16 protein-coding genes are annotated in these 18,513 nt (G+C 72.0%); 3 read left to right on the top strand and 13 right to left on the bottom strand.

Going from position 1 to position 18,513, the window contains the following annotated elements:
* Positions 1–9: 9 nt before the first annotated feature.
* A complete protein-coding gene (locus ASF44_RS08130; protein ID WP_056898698.1) occupies positions 10–381 on the bottom strand; it encodes a PilZ domain-containing protein in 372 nt (123 codons plus the stop codon).
* Between the two features lie 155 nt (positions 382–536).
* Here ASF44_RS08130 and otnI point away from each other — a divergent pair, with 155 nt between their 5' ends.
* Together otnI and ASF44_RS08140 are read left to right on the top strand one after the other, a co-directional pair.
* Positions 537–1,319, top strand: coding sequence for a 2-oxo-tetronate isomerase (gene otnI, locus ASF44_RS08135; RefSeq protein ID WP_056898699.1), 783 nt, complete (start codon positions 537–539; stop codon positions 1,317–1,319).
* 119 nt (positions 1,320–1,438) lie between these two features.
* Entirely contained in the window at positions 1,439–2,701 is a 1,263-nt protein-coding gene (locus ASF44_RS08140) for a glycosyltransferase (RefSeq protein WP_056898700.1), read from the top strand.
* A gap of 14 nt (positions 2,702–2,715) precedes the next feature.
* On the opposite strand, the gene priA is transcribed toward ASF44_RS08140, so the two are convergent.
* The 8 genes from priA to apaG all read right to left on the bottom strand — a co-directional run bounded on the left by priA (position 2,716) and on the right by apaG (position 12,936).
* Positions 2,716–4,821, bottom strand: a complete 2,106-nt coding sequence (gene priA, locus ASF44_RS08145) for a primosomal protein N' (protein ID WP_056898701.1) — start codon at positions 4,819–4,821, stop codon at positions 2,716–2,718.
* Positions 4,822–5,173: 352 nt separating this feature from the next.
* On the bottom strand, positions 5,174–6,259 hold the full coding sequence (gene hemE, locus ASF44_RS08150) for a uroporphyrinogen decarboxylase (RefSeq protein ID WP_056898702.1): 1,086 nt from the start codon (positions 6,257–6,259) through the stop codon (positions 5,174–5,176).
* Positions 6,260–6,420: 161 nt separating this feature from the next.
* Positions 6,421–7,140 carry a hypothetical protein gene (locus tag ASF44_RS08155; protein WP_056898703.1) on the bottom strand — a complete coding sequence of 240 codons (720 nt, stop codon included), beginning with the start codon at positions 7,138–7,140 and terminating at the stop codon, positions 6,421–6,423.
* Between the two features lie 4 nt (positions 7,141–7,144).
* On the bottom strand, positions 7,145–8,101 hold the full coding sequence (gene thiL / locus ASF44_RS08160) for a thiamine-phosphate kinase (RefSeq protein WP_056898704.1): 957 nt from the start codon (positions 8,099–8,101) through the stop codon (positions 7,145–7,147).
* Between the two features lies 1 nt (position 8,102).
* Positions 8,103–9,221, bottom strand: coding sequence for a YbdK family carboxylate-amine ligase (locus tag ASF44_RS08165; protein ID WP_056898747.1), 1,119 nt, complete (start codon positions 9,219–9,221; stop codon positions 8,103–8,105).
* A gap of 29 nt (positions 9,222–9,250) precedes the next feature.
* Positions 9,251–10,504 carry a cation:proton antiporter gene (locus tag ASF44_RS08170; RefSeq protein WP_056898705.1) on the bottom strand — a complete coding sequence of 418 codons (1,254 nt, stop codon included), beginning with the start codon at positions 10,502–10,504 and terminating at the stop codon, positions 9,251–9,253.
* On the bottom strand, positions 10,473–12,530 hold the full coding sequence (locus tag ASF44_RS08175; RefSeq protein ID WP_082524599.1) for a site-specific recombinase: 2,058 nt from the start codon (positions 12,528–12,530) through the stop codon (positions 10,473–10,475). The genes ASF44_RS08170 and ASF44_RS08175 overlap by 32 nt, the downstream gene beginning before the upstream one ends.
* Positions 12,531–12,540: 10 nt before the next feature.
* A complete protein-coding gene (gene apaG / locus ASF44_RS08180) occupies positions 12,541–12,936 on the bottom strand; it encodes a Co2+/Mg2+ efflux protein ApaG (protein ID WP_056898748.1) in 396 nt (131 codons plus the stop codon).
* Positions 12,937–13,002: 66 nt separating this feature from the next.
* Here apaG and rpe point away from each other — a divergent pair, with 66 nt between their 5' ends.
* Complete coding sequence (gene rpe / locus ASF44_RS08185; protein WP_056898706.1) at positions 13,003–13,701, top strand: ribulose-phosphate 3-epimerase; 699 nt, start codon at positions 13,003–13,005, stop codon at positions 13,699–13,701.
* 17 nt (positions 13,702–13,718) lie between these two features.
* Here the strand turns inward: rpe and ASF44_RS08190 are convergent, their stop codons facing one another.
* From ASF44_RS08190 to ASF44_RS08205, 4 genes are all read right to left on the bottom strand, one after another.
* The gene (locus tag ASF44_RS08190; RefSeq protein WP_056898707.1) at positions 13,719–14,288 is read right to left on the bottom strand and encodes a DUF2894 domain-containing protein; all 570 of its coding nucleotides are present in this window, start codon (positions 14,286–14,288) and stop codon (positions 13,719–13,721) included.
* Complete coding sequence (locus ASF44_RS08195; protein ID WP_056898708.1) at positions 14,281–14,937, bottom strand: OmpA family protein; 657 nt, start codon at positions 14,935–14,937, stop codon at positions 14,281–14,283. The genes ASF44_RS08190 and ASF44_RS08195 overlap by 8 nt, the downstream gene beginning before the upstream one ends.
* A complete protein-coding gene (locus ASF44_RS08200) occupies positions 14,934–17,552 on the bottom strand; it encodes a DUF802 domain-containing protein (RefSeq protein ID WP_056898709.1) in 2,619 nt (872 codons plus the stop codon). The genes ASF44_RS08195 and ASF44_RS08200 overlap by 4 nt, the downstream gene beginning before the upstream one ends.
* 67 nt (positions 17,553–17,619) lie before the next feature.
* A complete protein-coding gene (locus ASF44_RS08205) occupies positions 17,620–18,336 on the bottom strand; it encodes a DUF3348 family protein (RefSeq protein WP_056898710.1) in 717 nt (238 codons plus the stop codon).
* Between the last annotated feature and the right edge of the window lie 177 nt (positions 18,337–18,513).

The following is an 18,513-nucleotide window of genomic DNA, read 5'->3' on the forward strand; positions in this document are numbered from 1 at the left end:
GGTGCCCCGTCAGGCCCGGGCCGTGGCGACGGCGCGCAGGCGGTCGCGGCCCTCGGCGTCCTGCGGCAGGAAGGCCATGCCGATGCGGAAGTCGCCCGGCGCGGTATAGGACGAATACACCGCCTTCACTTCGAGCTTGAGCCAGTCCTCGTCGGGCGTGGGGCGCAGCAGCAGCGTGCAGCGCGAGCCCGGCGCGATCGGACGGTCGGTGGAGAGCGACAGGCCTTCTGCGCTGAGGTCCACCGTCGTGCCCTGCCGTTCGCTGCCGCCGAGGATCTGGATGGTGGCCGGCCAGCGCAATGCATTGCGGGGCTGCAGCCGGCGGCTGGGCTGGCCCGCGAACGGGCCGGACAGGATGGACGATGGGCGTTGTTCTTGCATTGCGGCGGAAGGGCGGTTCCGTGGCTGCCGCCAGCGCCTGGCCGTCGGGGCGGTCCGTCCTGGGGCGCCATTATGCGGCGCGATGGCACCGCTGTTAAGCCGATGCCGGAGAACCGGTGGTACAAGACGCGCACAACGATTCGACCGGAGACCCTATGCCCCGCTTCGCCGCCAACCTGAGCATGATGTACAACGAGCACGACTTCCTGGACCGCTTCGCGGCAGCGGCGCAGGACGGCTTCCAGGGCGTCGAGTTCCTGTTCCCGTATGCGTTCGCGGCGGACGAGATCGCCGCGCGGCTGCAGGGCGCGGGCCTCTCGCAGGTGCTGTTCAACGCGCCGCCAGGCGACTTCGAGGCCGGCGAGCGCGGCATCGCGGCGCTGCCCGGGCGCGAGGCGGAATTCCGCAGCGGTTTCGCCCGGGCATTGGCATACGCCGAGACGCTGCAGTGCCCGCGCCTGCACGTGATGGCGGGCCTGGTGCCCGCGGATGCCGACCGGGCACGCCTGCACGACACCTACTGTGCCAACCTGTCCTGGGCCGCAGGCGAGGCGCGGGCGGCCGGCCGCACCGTGCTGATCGAACCCATCAACCGCCGCGACATGCCGGGCTACTTCCTGCAGCGGCAGGACCAGGCGCATGCCGTGATCGAGGCCGTGGGTGCACAGGGCCTGGCAGTGCAGATGGACCTGTACCACTGCCAGATCGTCGAGGGCGACCTGGAGACGAAGCTGCGCCGCTACCTGCCCACCGGGCGCGTGGGGCACATCCAGATCGCGGGCGTGCCGGCGCGCCACGAGCCCGACACGGGCGAGTTGAACTACCCGCATCTCTTCAAGGTGCTCGACGCTCTGGACTATGCGGGCTGGGTGGGCTGCGAATACCGCCCGGCCGCCGGCACGCGCGCCGGCCTGGGCTGGTTGCGCGCGCTCGGCTGAGCCGCCAGGCGCGGTAGCACTTAACGGATTGCGCCTTCGGGCGCGGCGCACCGCTTGTGCGCCCATCGCGCACTGCATACATTCCAAAAATGTAACAACATGAAATTGGAGTGGATGCAATGGAGATCCTGGCCGCTGTTCACGGGCGCGATGCCTCGCAAAAAAGTCCTTCCTGGATCGCCGAGCGCCGCCGTCCACGCGTGCTGCTGGCCTGGGAGCACGGGCGCAACTTCGGTCGCCTGTCGCGCCTGCTGGCCGTCGCGCGCATGGTCGAGCAGCAGGGCGGCGAGCCGGTCTGGGTGGTGCCGCGCAGCCAGCGCGATGCACCGGCGTTGCTGGCGCTGTCGCAGCGGCGGCATGAGGCGCCGGTGCTGGAGCAGCAGACCTTCGGCCCCGAGTTCCGGGCCGATTCGTTTGCCGATGTGCTGCTGGCCACCGGCTTCGATGACGCGGCACGGCTGCTGACGGCGGTCGACGCATGGGCCGGCCTCATCGACGCCCTGGCGCCCGAATGCATCGTGCTGGACTATGCACCCGCCGCGCAGCTGACCAGCCAATTGCTGGGCCTGCCTGCCTTCCAGCTCACCAACGGTTTCGATGCCCCGCCGCCGGACTGCCCGCCGTACGCGGGCGTGCGCGCCTGCTCGCCACTGGGCCGGCGCACCGCGGAGCGCGTGGACCGGGTCTCGGACACCATTGCGCAGGTCGGGCAGCGCTTGGGCGGGCCGCACGCCAGTTCGCTGCCGCACATCCTGCGCCACCCGCGCCGGGTGTTCGAGTGCATTCCGGAGACCGATCCCTATGGTCCCCGCCACGAAGGCCTGTGGGTGGGGCCGCTGGCGGCCCACCACGACACCGTCGACGTGCCCTGGCCCGAGAGCTGGCAACGCCGGCGCGTGTTCGCCCATCTGCGCAGCGGCGCCGGTGCCACCGAACTGCTGGACGAGTTGCAGCTGTCGGACGCGGTCACGCTGTGCGTTTGGCGCGATGCGCCCGACGAGGTGCTGGCCCGCTACCGCCACACGTCCGTGCGCGTGCTGCGCGAGCCGCTGCACCTCGGGCGCGTGCTGGCCGACGCGGATGCCGTCATCAACCAGGGCTCCACCGCTCTGGTCAGCCAAAGCCTGCTGGCGGGCAAGCCGCAGCTGATCCTGCCTGCCGATTTCGAGAAGCTCAAGGTGGCGCAGCGCGTGGCCGCCTGCGGCGCCGCCGCGCTGTGGAACCCGGCCGAGTGCGGCGCGCGCGAGGCGGTGCGGCGCCTGCTGCATGCCCCGGCACTGGGCGAGGCCGCGCGCGCCATCGCGGCGCGCTACACGCCCGACTGGTTCGAGGCGAACCGCAACCGGTTCGCGCGCGACCTGATCGGGTCTCTGGCCCTGTAGGCGCCGCGCCGCTCCTAGACCATCAACGGATCGACATCGATGGCCCAGCGCAGCACGCCCTCGATGCCCTCGGCGCGCCGCGTGGCATGCAGCACGGCCTGCCAGGCGGCCAGGAATTGCTGCAAGGCCCGGCGCGATGCACTCTCGACCAGCAGTTGCGCGCGCTCCACGTTGGCCACGCGCTGCACCGCGGTCGGCACGGCCGGGTACAGCACGACCTGGTCGGCGCCTGGCAGGTCCGCCGCCGCCGCGCTGGCTTGGGTCAGGAAGGCATGGGCCGCCTGCTGCGTACGGGCGTCGGCCCGCACCAACGCCTGGAAACTGAACGGCGGCATGGCGGCTTGCAGCCGCTCGGCCAGCTGGCCGGCCGCGAACGCCGGATAGTCGTGCCGCCGCAGCGCCGCGAACAGCGCGTGCTGCGGGTGGGCCGTCTGGACCCACATCTCGCTCGCGCCACCGTGCGCGGCATCGCGCCCGGCCCGGCCGGCCGCCTGCATGAGCAGTGAAAACAGGCGCTCGGGTGCGCGGAAGTCGCTGGAGAACAGCGCGCCGTCCGGGTTCACCGCCGCCACCAGCGTGATGCGGCGAAAGTCGTGGCCCTTGGCGATCATCTGCGTGCCCACCAGCACGTCCACCGCGCCGGCGTGGACCTGCGCCAGCTGCTCTTCGAGCGCACCCTTGTGGCGGGTGCTGTCGGCATCGATGCGCAGCACCCGCACACGCCTGTCCTCGCCCTCGGCGCCGGGGCGCTGGATGCCGTCGAAGAGCTGGGACAGGTGCTCTTCCAGCCGCTCCGTGCCGCGGCCCACGGGCGCCAGGTCCACGTCGCCGCATTCGGGGCAGGCGCGCGGCACGCGCTCGGCGAAGCCGCAGTGGTGGCAGCGCAGAGAGCGGTCGATCTTGTGGAACACGCGGTAGGCGCTGCAATGCGGGCAGGCACTCTTCCAGTCGCAACTGCCGCAGGCCAGCACCGGTGCATAGCCGCGCCGGTTCAGCAGCAGCATGGCCTGCTCGCCGCGCGCGATGCGCTCGCCGATGGCGGCCAGCAGCTGCGGCGCAAGCTGAGTGTTGCGCGGCTGCAGGCCCATGTCCACCAGGCGCACGGCCGGCAGCCGGCCCGCGCCGACCCGGCTGGGCATGGCCAGGCGCAGGTACTTGCCGCCCTCGTCGGCGGGCCGGCTGTGGTGCCAGCTTTCCAGCGAGGGCGTGGCCGAGCCGAGCAGCACACGGCAGGCCTGACCGCTGTGGCGCCCTTCCAGCCTGCCGCGGTAGACGGCCAGGTCGCGCGCCGAGTAGCGCGCGCCTTCCTGCTGCTTGTAGCTCGGGTCGTGTTCCTCGTCGACCACCACCAGCCGCAGCCCCGGCATGGAGGCGAACACCGCCATGCGCGTGCCCAGCACGATGCGGGCGCTGCCGGTGTGGGCGGCCAGCCAGGCGGCCAGGCGCTGTGCCGGCGTCATGCCGCTGTGCATGGACACCAGGGCGGCGCGGCCGAACAGCGGCGCGAAGCGGGCGACGAAGCGGTCCTCCAGCTGCGGCGTCAGGTTGATCTCGGGCACCATGACCAGCGCCTGGGCCTGCGGGTCGGCCGCCAGCGCGTCCTGCACGGCGCGCAGGTAGACCTCGGTCTTGCCGCTGCCGGTGCTGCCGAACAGCAGGAAGGGGCCGTCGGCCGAGCGCATCTGCGCCAGGGCCTGGGCCTGCTCGGTCGTCGGCGCAGGCATCGGGGCCTCGGCCGGCACGGCCGCTTCGGCCTTGCGGCTCTTGCGTGAGAGCTTGCGCTGCCACTGCGCGGCGTCCAGTTCGCGCAACTGCGGCGGCAGGGCGGCCAGCGCCACCTCGCCCAGCGCGCGCTGGTAGTAATCGGCCGCGAAGGCGACAAGCTGCCGCCAGGCCGCGTTCAGCGGGGCGATGCCTTCCAGCACGCTGGCCACGGGCCGCAGCGTGGCGTCGCCGTGCGGCGCCGGTACATCCCAGACCACCCCCAGCGTCTCTCGCCGGCCCAACGGCACGCGCACCAGCGTGCCGGGTTCCAGCGGCTGGGTGCAGCTGTAGCTGAGCGGCCCCGCCAGTGGGCTGTGCGCCGGCAGCTGCACGAGCACGGAAACGGTGAAAAGCATGCTAGGGGAGTGCTAGCCAGGGTTGTTGATGTGAACTCAAGGTTATGCACTTAAGTCGTTGATTCGTTTGCCATTTGAAAGTCATCCAGGAAATCTGTGGATAACTTTGTTGATAGACCGCATGAAGCGCCCGCAAGTCCTTGCAAATCAAGGCCCCGCGCCGCACTGCCCGCAAATCGGGCAAAACGAAGATTCTTTATGAATCAACAGCTTGCAAGGCATTCTTTTGGTGATGGGCCAGGCGCCTACCGCGGCCGCCCGTCGCGCCCCGCCTCACCTTTTTTGTGCATAAGTTGAGCGGCTGCCAAGCAATTCACACCCGCGGCCGTGTATGCAAGGCCGCGCAGGTGTGTCAGCTGCGCTGCAGGCGCGAATGGCTGTGGACGGTTTCCACGAGTGCCGAAACATGCTCCGGCGGCGTGTGCTGGCTGATGCCGTGGCCCAGGTTGAAGATCTGGGTCGGTCCCTGGCCGGCGCCCTGGTGCGGTGTGCCGAAGCTGTCCAGCACGCGCCGCACTTCGGTGGCGATGGCCGCCGGCGGCGCGAACAGCACATTGGGGTCGAGGTTGCCCTGCAAGGCCTTGCGGTCGCCGACACGCGCGCGCGCCTGGCCCAGGTTCACGGTCCAGTCCAGGCCCAGCACCTCGCAGTCCAGCCCGGCCATCTGTTCCAGCCAGATGCCGCCACCCTTGGTGAACACGATGCGCGGGATGCGCTGGCCGTCGTGCTCGGTCTTGAGCTGGCCCAGCACCTGCTGCGTGTAGGCCAGGCTGAACTCCTGGAAGGCGCCATCGGCCAGCACGCCGCCCCAGCTGTCGAACAGCATCACGGCCTGGGCACCGGCCTCGATCTGGGCGTTCAGGTAGACCGCCACGGCCGTGGCGTTGATCTGCAGCATGCGGTGCATGAGGTCGGGCCGGCCGTACAGCATGCTCTTGACCAGGCGGTAGTCGTCCGAGCCCTGGCCTTCCACCATGTAGCAGGCCAGCGTCCAGGGGCTGCCCGAGAAGCCGATCAGCGGCACGCGGCCGTTCAAGGCGCGGCGGATGGAGGTGACGGCGTCGAACACGTAGCGCAGCTTGTCCATGTCGGGCACGGCCAGCCGGGCCACGGCCGCCTCGTCGCGCACCGGCGTCGCGAAGCGCGGGCCCTCGCCCAGTGCGAACGACAGCCCCAGGCCCATGGCGTCGGGCACGGTCAGGATGTCGCTGAACAGGATCGCCGCGTCCAGCGGATAGCGCTCCAGGGGCTGGAGCGTCACCTCGGTCGCGTAGCCGGGGTTGGTCGCCAGCCCCATGAAGCTGCCGGCCCGGGCGCGCGTGGCGCGGTACTCGGGCAGGTAGCGGCCAGCCTGGCGCATGAGCCAGATCGGCGTGTGGTCGGTGGCCTGGCGCAGGCAGGCGCGCAGGAACGTGTCGTTCTGGAGCGGGGCAAACATAGGGCGGGATTGTCGCCCACCGTCCGCCAACACCTCGCGGTGCCGAGGGCCGCGGAGCAGGCCATGCCAGCGCCGCCGCGGAACTGGCTCTGCCAGGCCGCTGGCGGCGTCCCCTCGAAGGGGTATGCGCGCACACGCAGTGAGCGCAAAACGGGGGTGGGTTATCGCACCGGCAGGAACTGGAAGAACTGCCCGCCTAGCAGGCTCTGCACGTAGCCGATGGCAGCGCGGCGCAGCTTCTCGGTCAGGTAGGCGGCCAGCAGGTCGAGCCGGCCGATGATCTTGCCGAACTCGCGCTCGAAGCTCAGGTTGCGCTCCTGCGCATTGATCTCGTCGGCCAGCAGCAGCGGCTGGCCGGCGGTGTTGCGGCGCGTGGCCAGCAGCCAGGCGGCGGCCTCGACGTTGCGCGCGGCGTTGTGCAGCAGCTGCGGCTCCAGGCCGTCGAGCAGGTTGAAACTGGTCTTGCCGCCATGGGCCGTGATCAGCATGTCGGCGGTGGCGTAGACGAATGCCGCCACGCGGTCGCCCGCGAAATCGGGCTGCAGCGACAGCGCCATGGCGGCGATGTCGCGCCGGCCCATCAGCGAAGCCGGCGGCTGGGCCATGCGGATCGCTGCCGCCAGGCTGTCGAGCGCTGCCTCGCGGCCGGGTTGGCCGGCGCGGCGCCACTCGGCCGGGTTGCGCCGGTACAGCTTGTCGGCCAGCAGCATCAGGCTGGACAGGTTGTCGCGCATGGCCAGCGTGGCCATGCGGTTGGTGTCCGATTGGATCGCCTCGCCGGCCGAGGCCGGCTCGCCGCGCGCGCTGCCGCGCGTCTGCGGGGCGCTGGTGCAGCCGAGGGCGGCCAGCGGCAAGGCCAGCAGCAAGGGGCGGCGCAGCATGCCGTCAGCCGAAGTGGTCGAAGGAGCCGAAGCGCTGGTCCAGCGGCTGGCCCTGGGCATCGACGACCCGCACGCCGGGCTCGGCCGTGATGCTGCCGATCCGCGTGGCCTGCACCTGGGCCTGCGCGAGCGCGCCCTGGACCTGCCCGCGCGCCGACGGCGGTGCCGTGAACGCGAGTTCGTAGTCGTCGCCGCCGGCCAGCGCGAAGTCCAGCCGCTGGGCCGGCGAGAGCGGCGCATCGGCGCAGCCCATGAGGCCGAGCGCGGCCGTTGCCTCGATGCGCGCGCCCACGCCCGAGGCCTTGAGCATATGGCCCAGGTCGCCCAGCAGCCCGTCGCTCACGTCCACCGCCGCCGTGGCCACGCCGCGCAGCGCCAGGCCCAGCGCCACGCGCGGCGTCGGCATTTCCATGCGCGCGCGGGCCTGCGTGAACACCGGCTGCGGCATCGCCAGCTTGCCGCGGAACACCTCCAGCGCCAGCCGGGCGTCGCCGATCGTGCCGCTCACGTAGATGTCGTCGCCGGCGCGTGCGCCCGAGCGCAGCAGCGCCTGGCCGCGCGGCACCTCGCCGAACACCGTGATGCAGATGTTGAGCGGGCCGCGCGTGGTGTCGCCGCCCACGAGCTCGCAGCCGTGCGCATCGGCCAGCGCCAGCAGGCCCTCGGAGAACGGGGCCAGCCAGGCCGCGTCGGCCGCGGGCAGCGCCAGGGCCAGCGTGAAGGCCAGCGGCCTAGCGCCGCAGGCCGCCAGGTCCGACAGGTTCACGGCCAGCGCCTTGTGGCCCAGCGCGCGCGGGTCCACCGTGGACAGGAAGTGGCGCCCCTCGACCAGCATGTCGCTGGAGACGGCCAGCTGCATGCCGGCGGCGGGCTGCAGCAGCGCGCAGTCGTCGCCCACGCCCAGCGCGGCGCGCTGCACGGGGCGCTTGAAGAAGCGCTCGATCAGGTCGAACTCGCCCATCTCAAATGTTCCGGAAACGTTCGGCCGCCTGGCGCACCACCTCGGCCAGCAGGCGCTCCTCGCCCTGGCGCTCGCGCAGCCAGCGGGCATCGTTGCGGCTGGCCTGCACGTCGGCGCGCAGCAGCGCCAGGCCGTTCTCGGCGCCGAGTTCGCGCGCATGCGGCGCGATGCGGTCCATGGTGGCCAGGATGTGCTCGCGCAGCGCCATGTGCTCGCCCGTGGCCGGGTCGACATACACCGCCTCCAGCCCGAAGCGGCAGGCCTGGAAGCGGTTGTAGGTGTAGACCAGGTAGTCGTCGTCCGTCGGCATGAAGGGCTTGTCGTGCATGCACCAGGCGGCCAGGCTCTGCACGTAGGCGGCGAGTGCCGCGGCGCGCTGCACCGTCAGCGGCGTGTCGAACACGCGGATCTCGATCGTGCCGTACTCGGGCTTGGGCCGGATGTCCCAATAGAAGTCCTTCATGCTCTTGACCACGCCCGTGCGCGTCATCTTGGCGAAGTAATCCTCGAAGGCGTCCCAGGTCAGCGCGAATGGCGCGCGCCCCGACAGCGGGAACGCGAACACCGAGTTCAGCCGCGCCGAGTCGAAGGCCGTGTCCTGGCCCTGCACATAGGGCGAGGAGGCCGACAGCGCGATGCAGTGCGGGATGTAGCGCGACATCTGGTGCAGCGTGACCAGCGCGGTGTCGGCGTCCGGGCAGCCGATGTGCACGTGCTGGCCGAAGATCGTGAACTGCTTGGACAGGTAGCCGTACAGCGCCGACAGCTCGCGAAAGCGCGGCTTGTCGTAGATGCGCTGCTGGTGCCACTGCTGGAACGCATGCGTGCCGCCGCCCAGGACGGCGATGTTGAGCTTGTCGGCGCAGGACACCAGCGCATCGCGCAGCTGCGTGAGCTCGTCCAGCGCCTGGCCCGCGCTGGTGCACACGCCGGTGGAGATCTCGATCATGCTGGAGGTCATCTCCGGCACCACCGATCCGGGCAGCTTGCGCCCGGCCACCAGGCGCAGCATGTCCTGCGCGTAGGGCGCGAGATCGTAGTTGTGCGTGTTGACGAGCTGCAGCTCCAGCTCCACGCCCAGCGACAGCGCGGCCGACCGGCCGAAGGGTTCCAGGCCGATGGGCTGTTGTGGTTCGTTGCCGGCCGTGCTCATTCCAATGCTCCCCGGCCGCTGTCGCCGGCCTCGCGCGCATGGTCGCGCCCGCTCTCGCCGGACCGCCGCAGCGCCAGCGTGGCGATCACCGCGCCCACCACTTCCATCATGAGAATGCAGGGCAGGGCCACGCCCGTGATGGCATCGCCGTGCGCCTTCGATGCCAGCGCGAACTGCGAGGCCAGCAGCAGCGCCACCGACGACATCGGCGACATCGCGCAGCCCGTCCACAGCGCCTGCGAGAGCGTGAGGCCGCTGCCCGGGCTGGCCAGCACCGTGCCCAGCACCTTGGCCAGCAGGCGCACGCCCACCACGCCCAGCACCAGGGCCGCGCCGGCCGCGGTCCACACCGTGCCGGCTGCCACCGTGGAGACCAGCACGAACATCAGCATCGTCAGCATCGAGGCGGCCGTGCCCAGCTGGCGCGGCCAGATCCAGGGCCGCGGGTTGAGCTGCTTGAGCAGCAGGCCGGCCAGCAGCGCCGACAGCGCGGCCGAGCCGCCCACCAGCGTGGCCAGCGCGGTGCTGGCCGCGATCAGCGCCAGCAGCAGCATGGAGGTGTTCTCGCTGGTCGGGCTCATCACGCGCAGCGCGGCCCGGATGGCCAGGCCGAGCAGCGCGGCCACGGCCAGCGACAGGCCCAGCAGCTTGAACAGCGGCGCGATGGTCTCCAGCACGCCGGTGTTCTCGCCGGCCTCGATGAGCCCGGCCAGCGCGCTGCCGATGGTCAGCGCGTACAGGGTGGACAGCGTGGACAGCGCGATCGCCCGCTCCGTCACCGGCCCGGCCGCGTGCACGTCCATGACCACGCGCGTGAGCACGGCGGGCGAGGCCACCACCGCGACGATGGCCAGGGCCTGTGCCGCAATGGGCGCCATGTCGAACTGGCGCAGCAGCCAGTACACGGCAGCGAAGGTCAGCACCGTTTCCGCCAGCGACTGCACCAGCACCATGGGGTTGTGCTGGAACCAGCGCAGCGAGATGCGCGCGCCGGCTTCGAAGAGCACCACGGCGATCGCGATCTCCAGCAGGAACAGCGCATTGCCGGTCAGCGGCCAGGCCGCGTCGGCGAAGCCGAAGAAGCCGGCGATGGCGCCCACCACCGAATAGCCCGCCACCTTGGGCAGGCCGCTGTGGCGCTGCACCAGGTAGCCGGCCGCAGCCGCGAAGGCCAGCACCAGGGACCAGGCCAGCGTGGGCAGGCTGGCGCTGGCGCCGTCAGCGTTCCAGAAGGTCAGCAGGTCCTGCATCGGTCGGGGCTCTCCTTGGGGTGTCGTTGTCGGTCGGGGCGGCCGTGTCGGCCGCGGCGGCTGCAGCGGGCCGCCCGCTGGGCAGGAAGAACTGCAGCGGCCGGTGGCGCAGCCGTGCGCGGATGGCGGCGTAGATGCGGGCGCGGTCCACGTTGCTCACGTTGTGCGCGCGCGCCGCGACGCGGAACGCACAGTAGAAGCTGACCGCCAGGTTCAGCGCGCCGATCAGCGGGATCGCGGCCACGCACCACCAGAAGGCGTCCTCGCGCAGCACGGCGGGTCCCAGGGCGGCTGCGGCGGCGGCCAGCTGGCCGGCCGACAGCGTCACGTGGCGCACGTCCAGGCCGATGCCGAAGAACGCCAGGAACGCCGGCACCAGGCCCAGCATGAAGCCCAGCGTGATGTTGGAGGCGAAGCCCGAGATGTTCTCGCGCATGTAGGCGGCCCAGCGCGCAGCGCGGCCGGGGTTCAGCACGCGCGTGATGCGCGGGTTGTAGCGCAGCGCGGAATCGAGCCGGTGCAGCACGAACCAGTTCTCGGCCCAGCCGCCGACGATGCTGGCCACGAACAGCAGCACCCCCGTGAACGCCGCGAACAGCAGCGTGGGGCCGCGCAGGTCCAGCGACTGCAGCACGTACTGCGCGCCCTTGGCGTCGAGCAGCGGATGGCCCAGCGTGTGCAGCATCGACAGGCTGATGGCCAGCACCGTGGGCACCACCACCAGCAGGTTGCCCAGCACGGCCGCCACCTGCGAGCGCGTGAGGTGGGTGATCTCGTCGACGAAGCGCGTCACCGCATCGCCCGTCAGGTCCTTGAGCTTGGCCGCCATGGCCGGCGCCGTCATGGCCGGCTGCTTGGTGGCCAGCGTGCAGTGCAGCAGCTGGATCAGCACGAAGCTCGCGGCGTAGGACACACCGGCCCAGAAGCCGCCCCAGAACGCCGACAGGCCGATGGCCATGATGCTGAACTTGAGCAGCACCGTGAAGCCGGTCAGGAAGCCGCCGCCTGCCGCCTTGCGCAGCATCTGCAGGTAGGCGCCGCGGTCGCGCGTGATGTAGTGCTCGCCGGTCTCGGCGCTGCGCTCGGCCACCTTGGCGGCCAGCAGCGAGGAGTTGGCCGTGACCAGCGCGCGCAGGCTCTTCTTGTCCTGCTCGGCCTGGGCCAGCCGCGCGATCAGGCGTGCACCGCTGAGCAGCGGCCTGCCGCCCAGCAGCATGTCCAGCAGCTCGCGCACGCGCAGGATGCGCTCGCGCAGCTGGCGCAGCCGGAACACCACGCCGACCGAGATGCCGTTCTCCTCCAGGTGCGCATAGACATCGTTGACGGCCTGGCGGCAGGCCTCCAGCCGCTCGCGCAGCTGCTGGGCGGCGGCGTCCACCGCCTCCTGCGATGCGGTCTGCCGCACGGCGCGTGCGAGCTGGTCCACATCGCCCACCAGCGCGTGGAAGGCACGGTCGTTGCGTGCCTTGGGGCCCATGCGCAGGCGCAGTTCGGGCGCGAAGCCGTTGGCCTGGATCTGGCCGGCGCAGTAGGTGATGGCGTCCAGCACGATGCTCTGCCAGGGCGGCGTGCGCGGGTCTTCCGGGTCGGACAGCTGCCGGGCCAGGCGCTGCAGCAGCGGCTCGTCCAGCGCGGCCAGCCAGGCGCCGTCGATGCGTCGCGGGAACGCCAGCGAGAACAGCGCCGAGGCGTCCACCGTCTCGGGCGTGCCGGGCAGCAGCTTGCGCCGCAGCCGCTCGGCAAACTCGCTGGCGAAGGCCGTGCGCGGCGCGAAGCCATGGTCGCCCAGCAGCACCGAGAAGTCCACCGTCAGCACCATGGTGCGCCACCAGGCGCGCAGGCGCGGCAGCAGCTCGGGCCTGGCCTCCAGCGCCTCGACGAGGAACTGCACGCGGCTGACGGCGGCCGGCACCGACTTGCCGTCGCCGCGCACCCAGTCCAGCACCCGGATCAGCCAGATGTGGCGGTGCGCCAGCGGCGCCGACGGGTCCAGCGCATCGAGGATGCGGTTGATGTCTTGCGGCATGGCGCGCAGGTCAATGCAGCACCCGTGCGCCGCCGCCGGTGCCCGTGTCGGCGTCGAGGATGAAGGCCGGGATGTCGACCTCGAAGCGCGTGCCGTCCTCGGCCACGCAGAAGTAGCTGCCGCGCATCGAGCCCGTGGGCGTGTGCAGGCGGCAACCGCTGGTGTACTGGAAGGATTCGCCGGGCCGCAGCAGCGGCTGCTGGCCCACCACGCCCAGGCCCTGGACCTCCTCGGTGTGGCCGTGGCCGTCGGTGATGATCCAGTGGCGCGCGATGAGCTGCGCGGGCACGTCGCCGCGGTTGTGGACGGTCACCTGGTAGGCGAAGCTGTAGACCGCCTGCTCCGGCGAGGACTGCTCCGGCAGGTAGTGGGGTTGCGCCTCTGCGGTGAACTGGTACTTTGGCATGGCCGGCATCCTACCTGCCCGGCCCTGGCCCGGATGGAATACCCGGCTCGGCGAAAATGCGCGCCCATGACCGCCTCCAACAGCCTTCCTGCCTACCGCATCGCCCCCTCCCTGCTGTCCGCCGATTTCACGCGGCTCGGCGAGGAGGTCGCCAACGTCATCGCCGCTGGCGCCGACTGGATCCACTTCGACGTGATGGACAACCATTACGTGCCCAACCTGACCTTCGGCCCCATGATCTGCAAGGCGCTCAAGCCCCTGTGCAAGAAGGCCGACGGCACGCCGGTGCCCATCGACGTGCACCTGATGGTGCAGCCCGTCGATGCACTGGCAGCCGCCTTCGCCGAGGCCGGCGCCGACCTGATCAGCTTCCATCCCGACGCCAGCACCCACGTGCACCGCAGCGTGCAGGCGATCCGCGCGGCCGGCTGCAAGGCCGGTGTGGTGTTCAACCCGGCCGCCTCGCTGGACGTGCTGGACTGGGTGCTGGACGACCTGGACCTGGTGCTGATCATGAGCGTGAACCCCGGCTTCGGCGGCCAGGCCTTCATCGACAGCGCGCTGCGCAAGACCGAACGCGTGCGCAAGCGCATCGACGCCACCGGCAAGGACATCCGGCTGGAGGTGGACGGCGGCATCAAGGCCGACAACATCGCGCGCGTGGCCGCGGCCGGTGCCGACACCTTCGTGGCCGGCAGCGCCATCTTTGGCCAGAAGGACTACAAGAGCGTGATCGACAGCATGCGCGCCGCGCTGGCGGGCTGAACGGCGCGCCGGGCCGCTCAGGCCTTCTTCGCGCGCGGCGTCTTCTTCCTGGCGGCCGTCCGGGCCCTGGGCGCGGGCTTGGCGGCCGCGCTGGCCTCGGCCTGTGCATCCTCCAGCCAGGCGAGCGCATCCACCTGGGCCATGAAGTGCCGCAGGTAGTCCGGCGCGCAGCCGCGCATGAGCTGCAGCGCCTGGTGCACCAGGTGTTCCGAATTCAGCGGGCCGGGGTTCTCGGGGGCGTCGGCCAGCGCGTGGTTCAACCGCTTCTCGGCGTGGAGCCGGGCCCAGGTGCTGCGGAAGAACTGCAGCATTTCCGGCTCGGCGGCCTGGCCCGCACGCGGGCCCTTGGGCACGGCGGGCGGGCGCAGCACCTGCAGCAGGCCGGCCATCGGGCCCGGGGCGCCGGGGGTGGCCGTTCCGCCAACGCGCGGCGGCGCGGCGGGCCGGGGCTGCGCCTGCAGGACGGCCAGACGTGCCTCCAGCAGCGCGCGCTCGGCGCCCGTGCGCTGGGCCGCGCGCCGCGCCAGCGCCGCGACGAAGTGCGCGTGCAGCGGGTCGGCGGCGGTGCTGGCGAGCTGGTCAGCCACGGGGCTTGGTGTTGGTGCGGGCCGGGCGCGGCGTCGGCGCCATTTCCACGCGGCGGTTGCGGGCCCGGCCATCGGCATCGGCGTTGGAGGCCACGGCCTGCTCGGAGCCGAAGGCCGCGGCGAACACGGCCGACGCGGGGATGCCTTCCTCGATCAGCGTGCGCGTGACGGTCAGCGCGCGCTGGGCCGACAGCTCCCAGTTGTCGGCGAACTGGCGGTTGCTCGCGCGCACCTGGCGGTCGTCGGTGAAGCCGCTGACCATCAGGATCTCGTCGCGCTGCTGCAGATAGCTGGCCAGCGGGCCGGCCAGGCTTTGCAGCAGCTGGCGCCCCTCGGGCTGCAGTTCGTTGGAGTTGAAGGCGAACAGCACGCTGCCGCTGATGCCGATGCGGCCGTTGTCCAGCGTCACGCGGCCGGCCGCGAGCGGGCCGGACAGGGCCTGTTCCAGCGTCTGCAGCCGCTGCGCCTGGGCCTGGCGCTGGGCGATCTCGGCCTGCAGCCGCGTGTCCAGCTCCAGCTGCATGCCGATCACGCCGACCAGGATCAGCACGAAGGCGCCCAGCAGGCCGGCCATCAGGTCGGCGAAGGCCGTCCAGACCGGGGCGGCGGCATCGTGGCCGAGGCCGTCGTCGAGCTCGTCGGCGGTCATGCGGGCACGGCCTGTGCGCTGCGCTCGCTGGCCAGGCGCTGCAGGTCTTCCACGATCTGCTTTTGCGACAGCAGCGACAGGTCGATCACCTCGCGCGCCTGGGCCACGTAGTAGGCCAGCTGCTCGTCGCTGCGCGCGATCGATTTGCCCAGCGTCTCGTCGACCTGCTGCAGGTGCGCGCCCAGCTGGGTGTTGGATGCGCTGAACAGCTGCACGGCGGCGCCGAAGGCCTCGCCCAGGCTGGCGACCTCGGCGGCGCCCGCGCCCAGTTGCGCGGCCGACGCGGCCAGCCGGCTGCCCTGGTCCTCGACCTGCGTGGCGAAGCGCTCGCCGGCGCGCTCCAGCAGTTCGGCGGAGCCCGACACGAGCGCGTCGATGGCGGCGCGCTGCTCGCTGGAGGCGTGGTTCACGGCGTCCAGCAGCGTGCGCAGCGTGTCCAGCACGCGGGCGCGTTCGTCCAGCATGGCGTTGTCGCGCGCCATGCTGTCGGTGAGCTTGTCGCGCAGTTCGGCGATGACCTCGGCAGCCGCGCGCGGCGCCTGGGCCGCGGCGTCGACCAGCCGGCCGATCTCGGCCACGGTGGCGCTGGCCTGGGCCTCGGCGCGCTCGCCCATGGCCTGGGCCGTCTCGGCCAGCGCGGCGCAGATGCGCTGCTGCTGCTCCAGGCTGTGCGCGCTGGCCTCGCGCCACTGCGCCGCAAGCAGGCCCGACATGGCCGTGAGGGTCTCGTTCCATCCGGCCAGGCGCTCGGCGTCGCGCGCCTCGGCCTGGGCCTGCAGCTCGGCATGGGCCCGGGTGACGGTGGCCTGCAGCACGGCGGCATGGTGCGAGAAGCCGTCGGCTGCGCTGGCCAGGGCCTGGCGCGTCTCGGTGCCGTGGGCCTGGGTGCTGCGCTCGTGCTGCGCCAGTGCCTCGGTCCAGGCCGCCAGGCGCTCGGCGTCGCGCTGCGCCACCTGCTGCTGCAGCGTGGCGACCTGTTCGACGAAGCCGCTGCTGGCGCCGGCCAGCGCTTCGCGCGTGTGGCTGGCCAGGGTCTGCTGCGCGGCCTCGTGCCGGGCCAGCGCCTCGCTCCAGGCCGCGAGCTGCTCGGCGTTGCGTGCAGCGGCCTGGGCCTGCAGGTCTGCATGGGCCTGGGCCACGCCCTGCTGCAAGGCCTGCGCGTGGGCGCCGAAGCCGGCAGCCGTGGCGGCCAGGGCCTGCTGCGTGTCGCTGGCCAGCGTTTGCGTGGCCAGCTCGTGCCGTGCCAGGGCCTCGGACCAGGCCGCCAGGCGCTGCGCGTCCCGCGCGTCCACCTGGTGCTGCAGCTGCGCGTGGGCCTGCTCGACCGTCTGCAGCAGCGTGGCCGTGTGCTGGGCGAACTGCGCGGTGGTGCCGGCCAGGGCCGCGTGCGTGTCGCTGGCCAGGGACGCGTTGGCCTGCGCGTGGCGGGCCAGGCTGTCTTGCCAGTGCTGCTCCAGCGCACCGGTGCTGCGCGCGAGCTGCGCGGACACCTGCTCCACGAGCTCCACCGAGCGCTGCGCGAAGCTCTGCGTGAAGCCGTTCAGGCTGCCTTGCAGGCCGCTGCCGAGTTCGGCCTGGCTGCTGCGCTGCTCGGCCAGGGCCTCGGTCCAGGCGCGCGACACGCCCTCGGCACTGGCCGCGAAGCGCTGCGCCAGCTGCTCGAGCTGCTGCTGCACGCCCTGGGCCGCGCCCGCGTGCAGGGCCGCGGCCTCGCGCGCCACGCCGGCCATCGTGGCCTCCACGGCGGGCTGGATCGCGGCGCCGGCCAGGCGGGCGCTTTCGGCCAGGCTGTCCTTGAGCGAGCGGTCCACCGCACCGGCCAGGCCCGTGTAGGCGGCCTCGGTGCGGCTGTGGAAGCCCTGCTGGTCGGCCAACAGGCGCTCGTGCAGCTGCTGGCCCTGGCGCTCCATGCCCTGCACCAGGGCGCTGAGCTTGTCCACCAGCGCGGGCATGGCCTCGGCCTGCTGGCGCAGCAGCTGGAAGGAGTCGTCGCGCCGCTGTGCTTCGGAAAAGGGGCGCAGCACGGTGCTGGCCAGCTGGTCGAGCTGCTGGCCGGCCAGCAGGCGTTCGCGCCGCGCCAGCGCCGCGGCCAGGCCCAGCGTGGCCGAGGCTGCCACGCCGGCCAGCGAGGTGCCGAAGGCCACGCCCAGGCCGGTGACGGGTGCGGCCAGCGCGGCGCGCACGCTGGCCAGGTCGGTCGCGCCCTGCAGCGCCAGGCCGGTGCCGCGCAGCGTGACCACCATGCCCAGGAAGGTGCCCAGCATGCCCAGCAGCACCAGGAAACCGGCCAGGTAGGGCGTGAGCGTGGGGCCGGGCAGGGCCACGCGCTGCCCCTCGATGCGCAGGCGCACCGGGTGGCGCAGCGTGGCGGGCAGCCGTTCCAGCCAGGGGCCGAGCGCCGCGGGCGGCGCGCTGCTGGCGGCCAGCACGCCGGCCAGCTGGTCGGTGGCCTGGCGAAAGCGCCACAGCTCCAGCGCGCCGAACACGAAGAACGCGCCGATCAGCGCGGTGATGGCCAGCGCCAGCAGGTGGCTGCTGCCGGCATAGCCGGCGCCGACCCAGGCAATGCAGGCCAGGCCGGCGAGCAGGACGGCGTGGTGGAGGACTCGGTTCATGGGACTTGCTTGCATCTCAATCCATTGCGTTGGCGCGCCACCCAGCCGTTCGAACGGGGTGGTTCCATCAATTTGCGCGAAGGGTCTTCATGAGCCCTTCGATCGGTTGCCATCGAAGATCCAGTTCGGCCAGCAGCACGCTCTGCACTTCCTGCTGGAACAGCGCGGGCCAGTCGTCCACGGCCTCGTCGCCATGCGCATCGCGCAGCTGCCGGAAGCGCTTTTCCAGCAGCTTGGGGATGCCGGCCAGCAGCCGGTGCTCCTGGTTGCCGATCACCTGTTCCAGCACCGTGTCGACGGTGGCCAGCCGGGCCAGCGCCGGCGAGCGCGCCGACAGGGCCATGCGCAGGCGGCCGCGCAAGGGTGCGATGCCCGCGGCCATGGCCGACTGGCGCGCCAGCACGCAGCGCCGGTAGGGCGGAAAGCCCGGCGTGGCTTCCTTGACCTCGCCGGGCAGCGGCACCGGCGGCGCGCGGAATTCCACGGTGGCGGCCGCCGTTTCCTCGGCGATGGCGCGGGCCAGCGCGCTGCGCAGCCGCGCGGCCGCGCCGGCCAGGGTCTGCAGCGCCGCCGCCGCCCTGGCGGGGTCGCCGGCGGCAGGCCGCGCCTGCGGCACGTCCTTCAAGGCCGTGAAGAGGGGCGTGGCATCGGTCCACCGGAGCCACAGCCCCAGGCGGTCCGCAAAGCCCTGCGGGGATTCGCGCACGTCCGACCCGGCCAGGCGGGCCAGCAGACGGACCAGTGCCGAGTCGGGCGTGCCTGTGTGCCGTGACGCTTGCACCATGCCGACGGATTCGAAAAAACCGCGCAGTCTACATGGCCGGGCCGGGCCGAACTGTCACAGCTTGTGCCCGGGCCATCCGCCGGGATGGGCCGCGGCAATTTTTTTGGAGGGCGGTGGAATAAGCGCGTGCGCCCGCACGTCCATGCCAGTGTTCCTCAACCCCTTGCGGAGACCGCA

The organism is Pseudorhodoferax sp. Leaf274, assembly GCF_001422445.1.
Classification (GTDB): Bacteria; Pseudomonadota; Gammaproteobacteria; order Burkholderiales; family Burkholderiaceae_C; genus Pseudorhodoferax.

Bases quoted from the DNA above. Each gene is read 5' to 3' on its own strand.
- ASF44_RS08130 (WP_056898698.1), bottom strand. From the start codon at position 381: ATGCAAGAACAACGCCCATCGTCCATCCTGTCCGGCCCGTTCGCGGGC.
- otnI (WP_056898699.1), top strand. From the start codon at position 537: ATGCCCCGCTTCGCCGCCAACCTGAGCATGATGTACAACGAGCACGAC.
- ASF44_RS08140 (WP_056898700.1), top strand. From the start codon at position 1,439: ATGGAGATCCTGGCCGCTGTTCACGGGCGCGATGCCTCGCAAAAAAGT.
- priA (WP_056898701.1), bottom strand. From the start codon at position 4,821: ATGCTTTTCACCGTTTCCGTGCTCGTGCAGCTGCCGGCGCACAGCCCA.
- hemE (WP_056898702.1), bottom strand. From the start codon at position 6,259: ATGTTTGCCCCGCTCCAGAACGACACGTTCCTGCGCGCCTGCCTGCGC.
- ASF44_RS08155 (WP_056898703.1), bottom strand. From the start codon at position 7,140: ATGCTGCGCCGCCCCTTGCTGCTGGCCTTGCCGCTGGCCGCCCTCGGC.
- thiL (WP_056898704.1), bottom strand. From the start codon at position 8,101: ATGGGCGAGTTCGACCTGATCGAGCGCTTCTTCAAGCGCCCCGTGCAG.
- ASF44_RS08170 (WP_056898705.1), bottom strand. From the start codon at position 10,504: ATGCAGGACCTGCTGACCTTCTGGAACGCTGACGGCGCCAGCGCCAGC.
- ASF44_RS08175 (WP_082524599.1), bottom strand. From the start codon at position 12,530: ATGCCGCAAGACATCAACCGCATCCTCGATGCGCTGGACCCGTCGGCG.
- apaG (WP_056898748.1), bottom strand. From the start codon at position 12,936: ATGCCAAAGTACCAGTTCACCGCAGAGGCGCAACCCCACTACCTGCCG.
- rpe (WP_056898706.1), top strand. From the start codon at position 13,003: ATGACCGCCTCCAACAGCCTTCCTGCCTACCGCATCGCCCCCTCCCTG.
- ASF44_RS08195 (WP_056898708.1), bottom strand. From the start codon at position 14,937: ATGACCGCCGACGAGCTCGACGACGGCCTCGGCCACGATGCCGCCGCC.
- ASF44_RS08200 (WP_056898709.1), bottom strand. From the start codon at position 17,552: ATGAACCGAGTCCTCCACCACGCCGTCCTGCTCGCCGGCCTGGCCTGC.
- ASF44_RS08205 (WP_056898710.1), bottom strand. From the start codon at position 18,336: ATGGTGCAAGCGTCACGGCACACAGGCACGCCCGACTCGGCACTGGTC.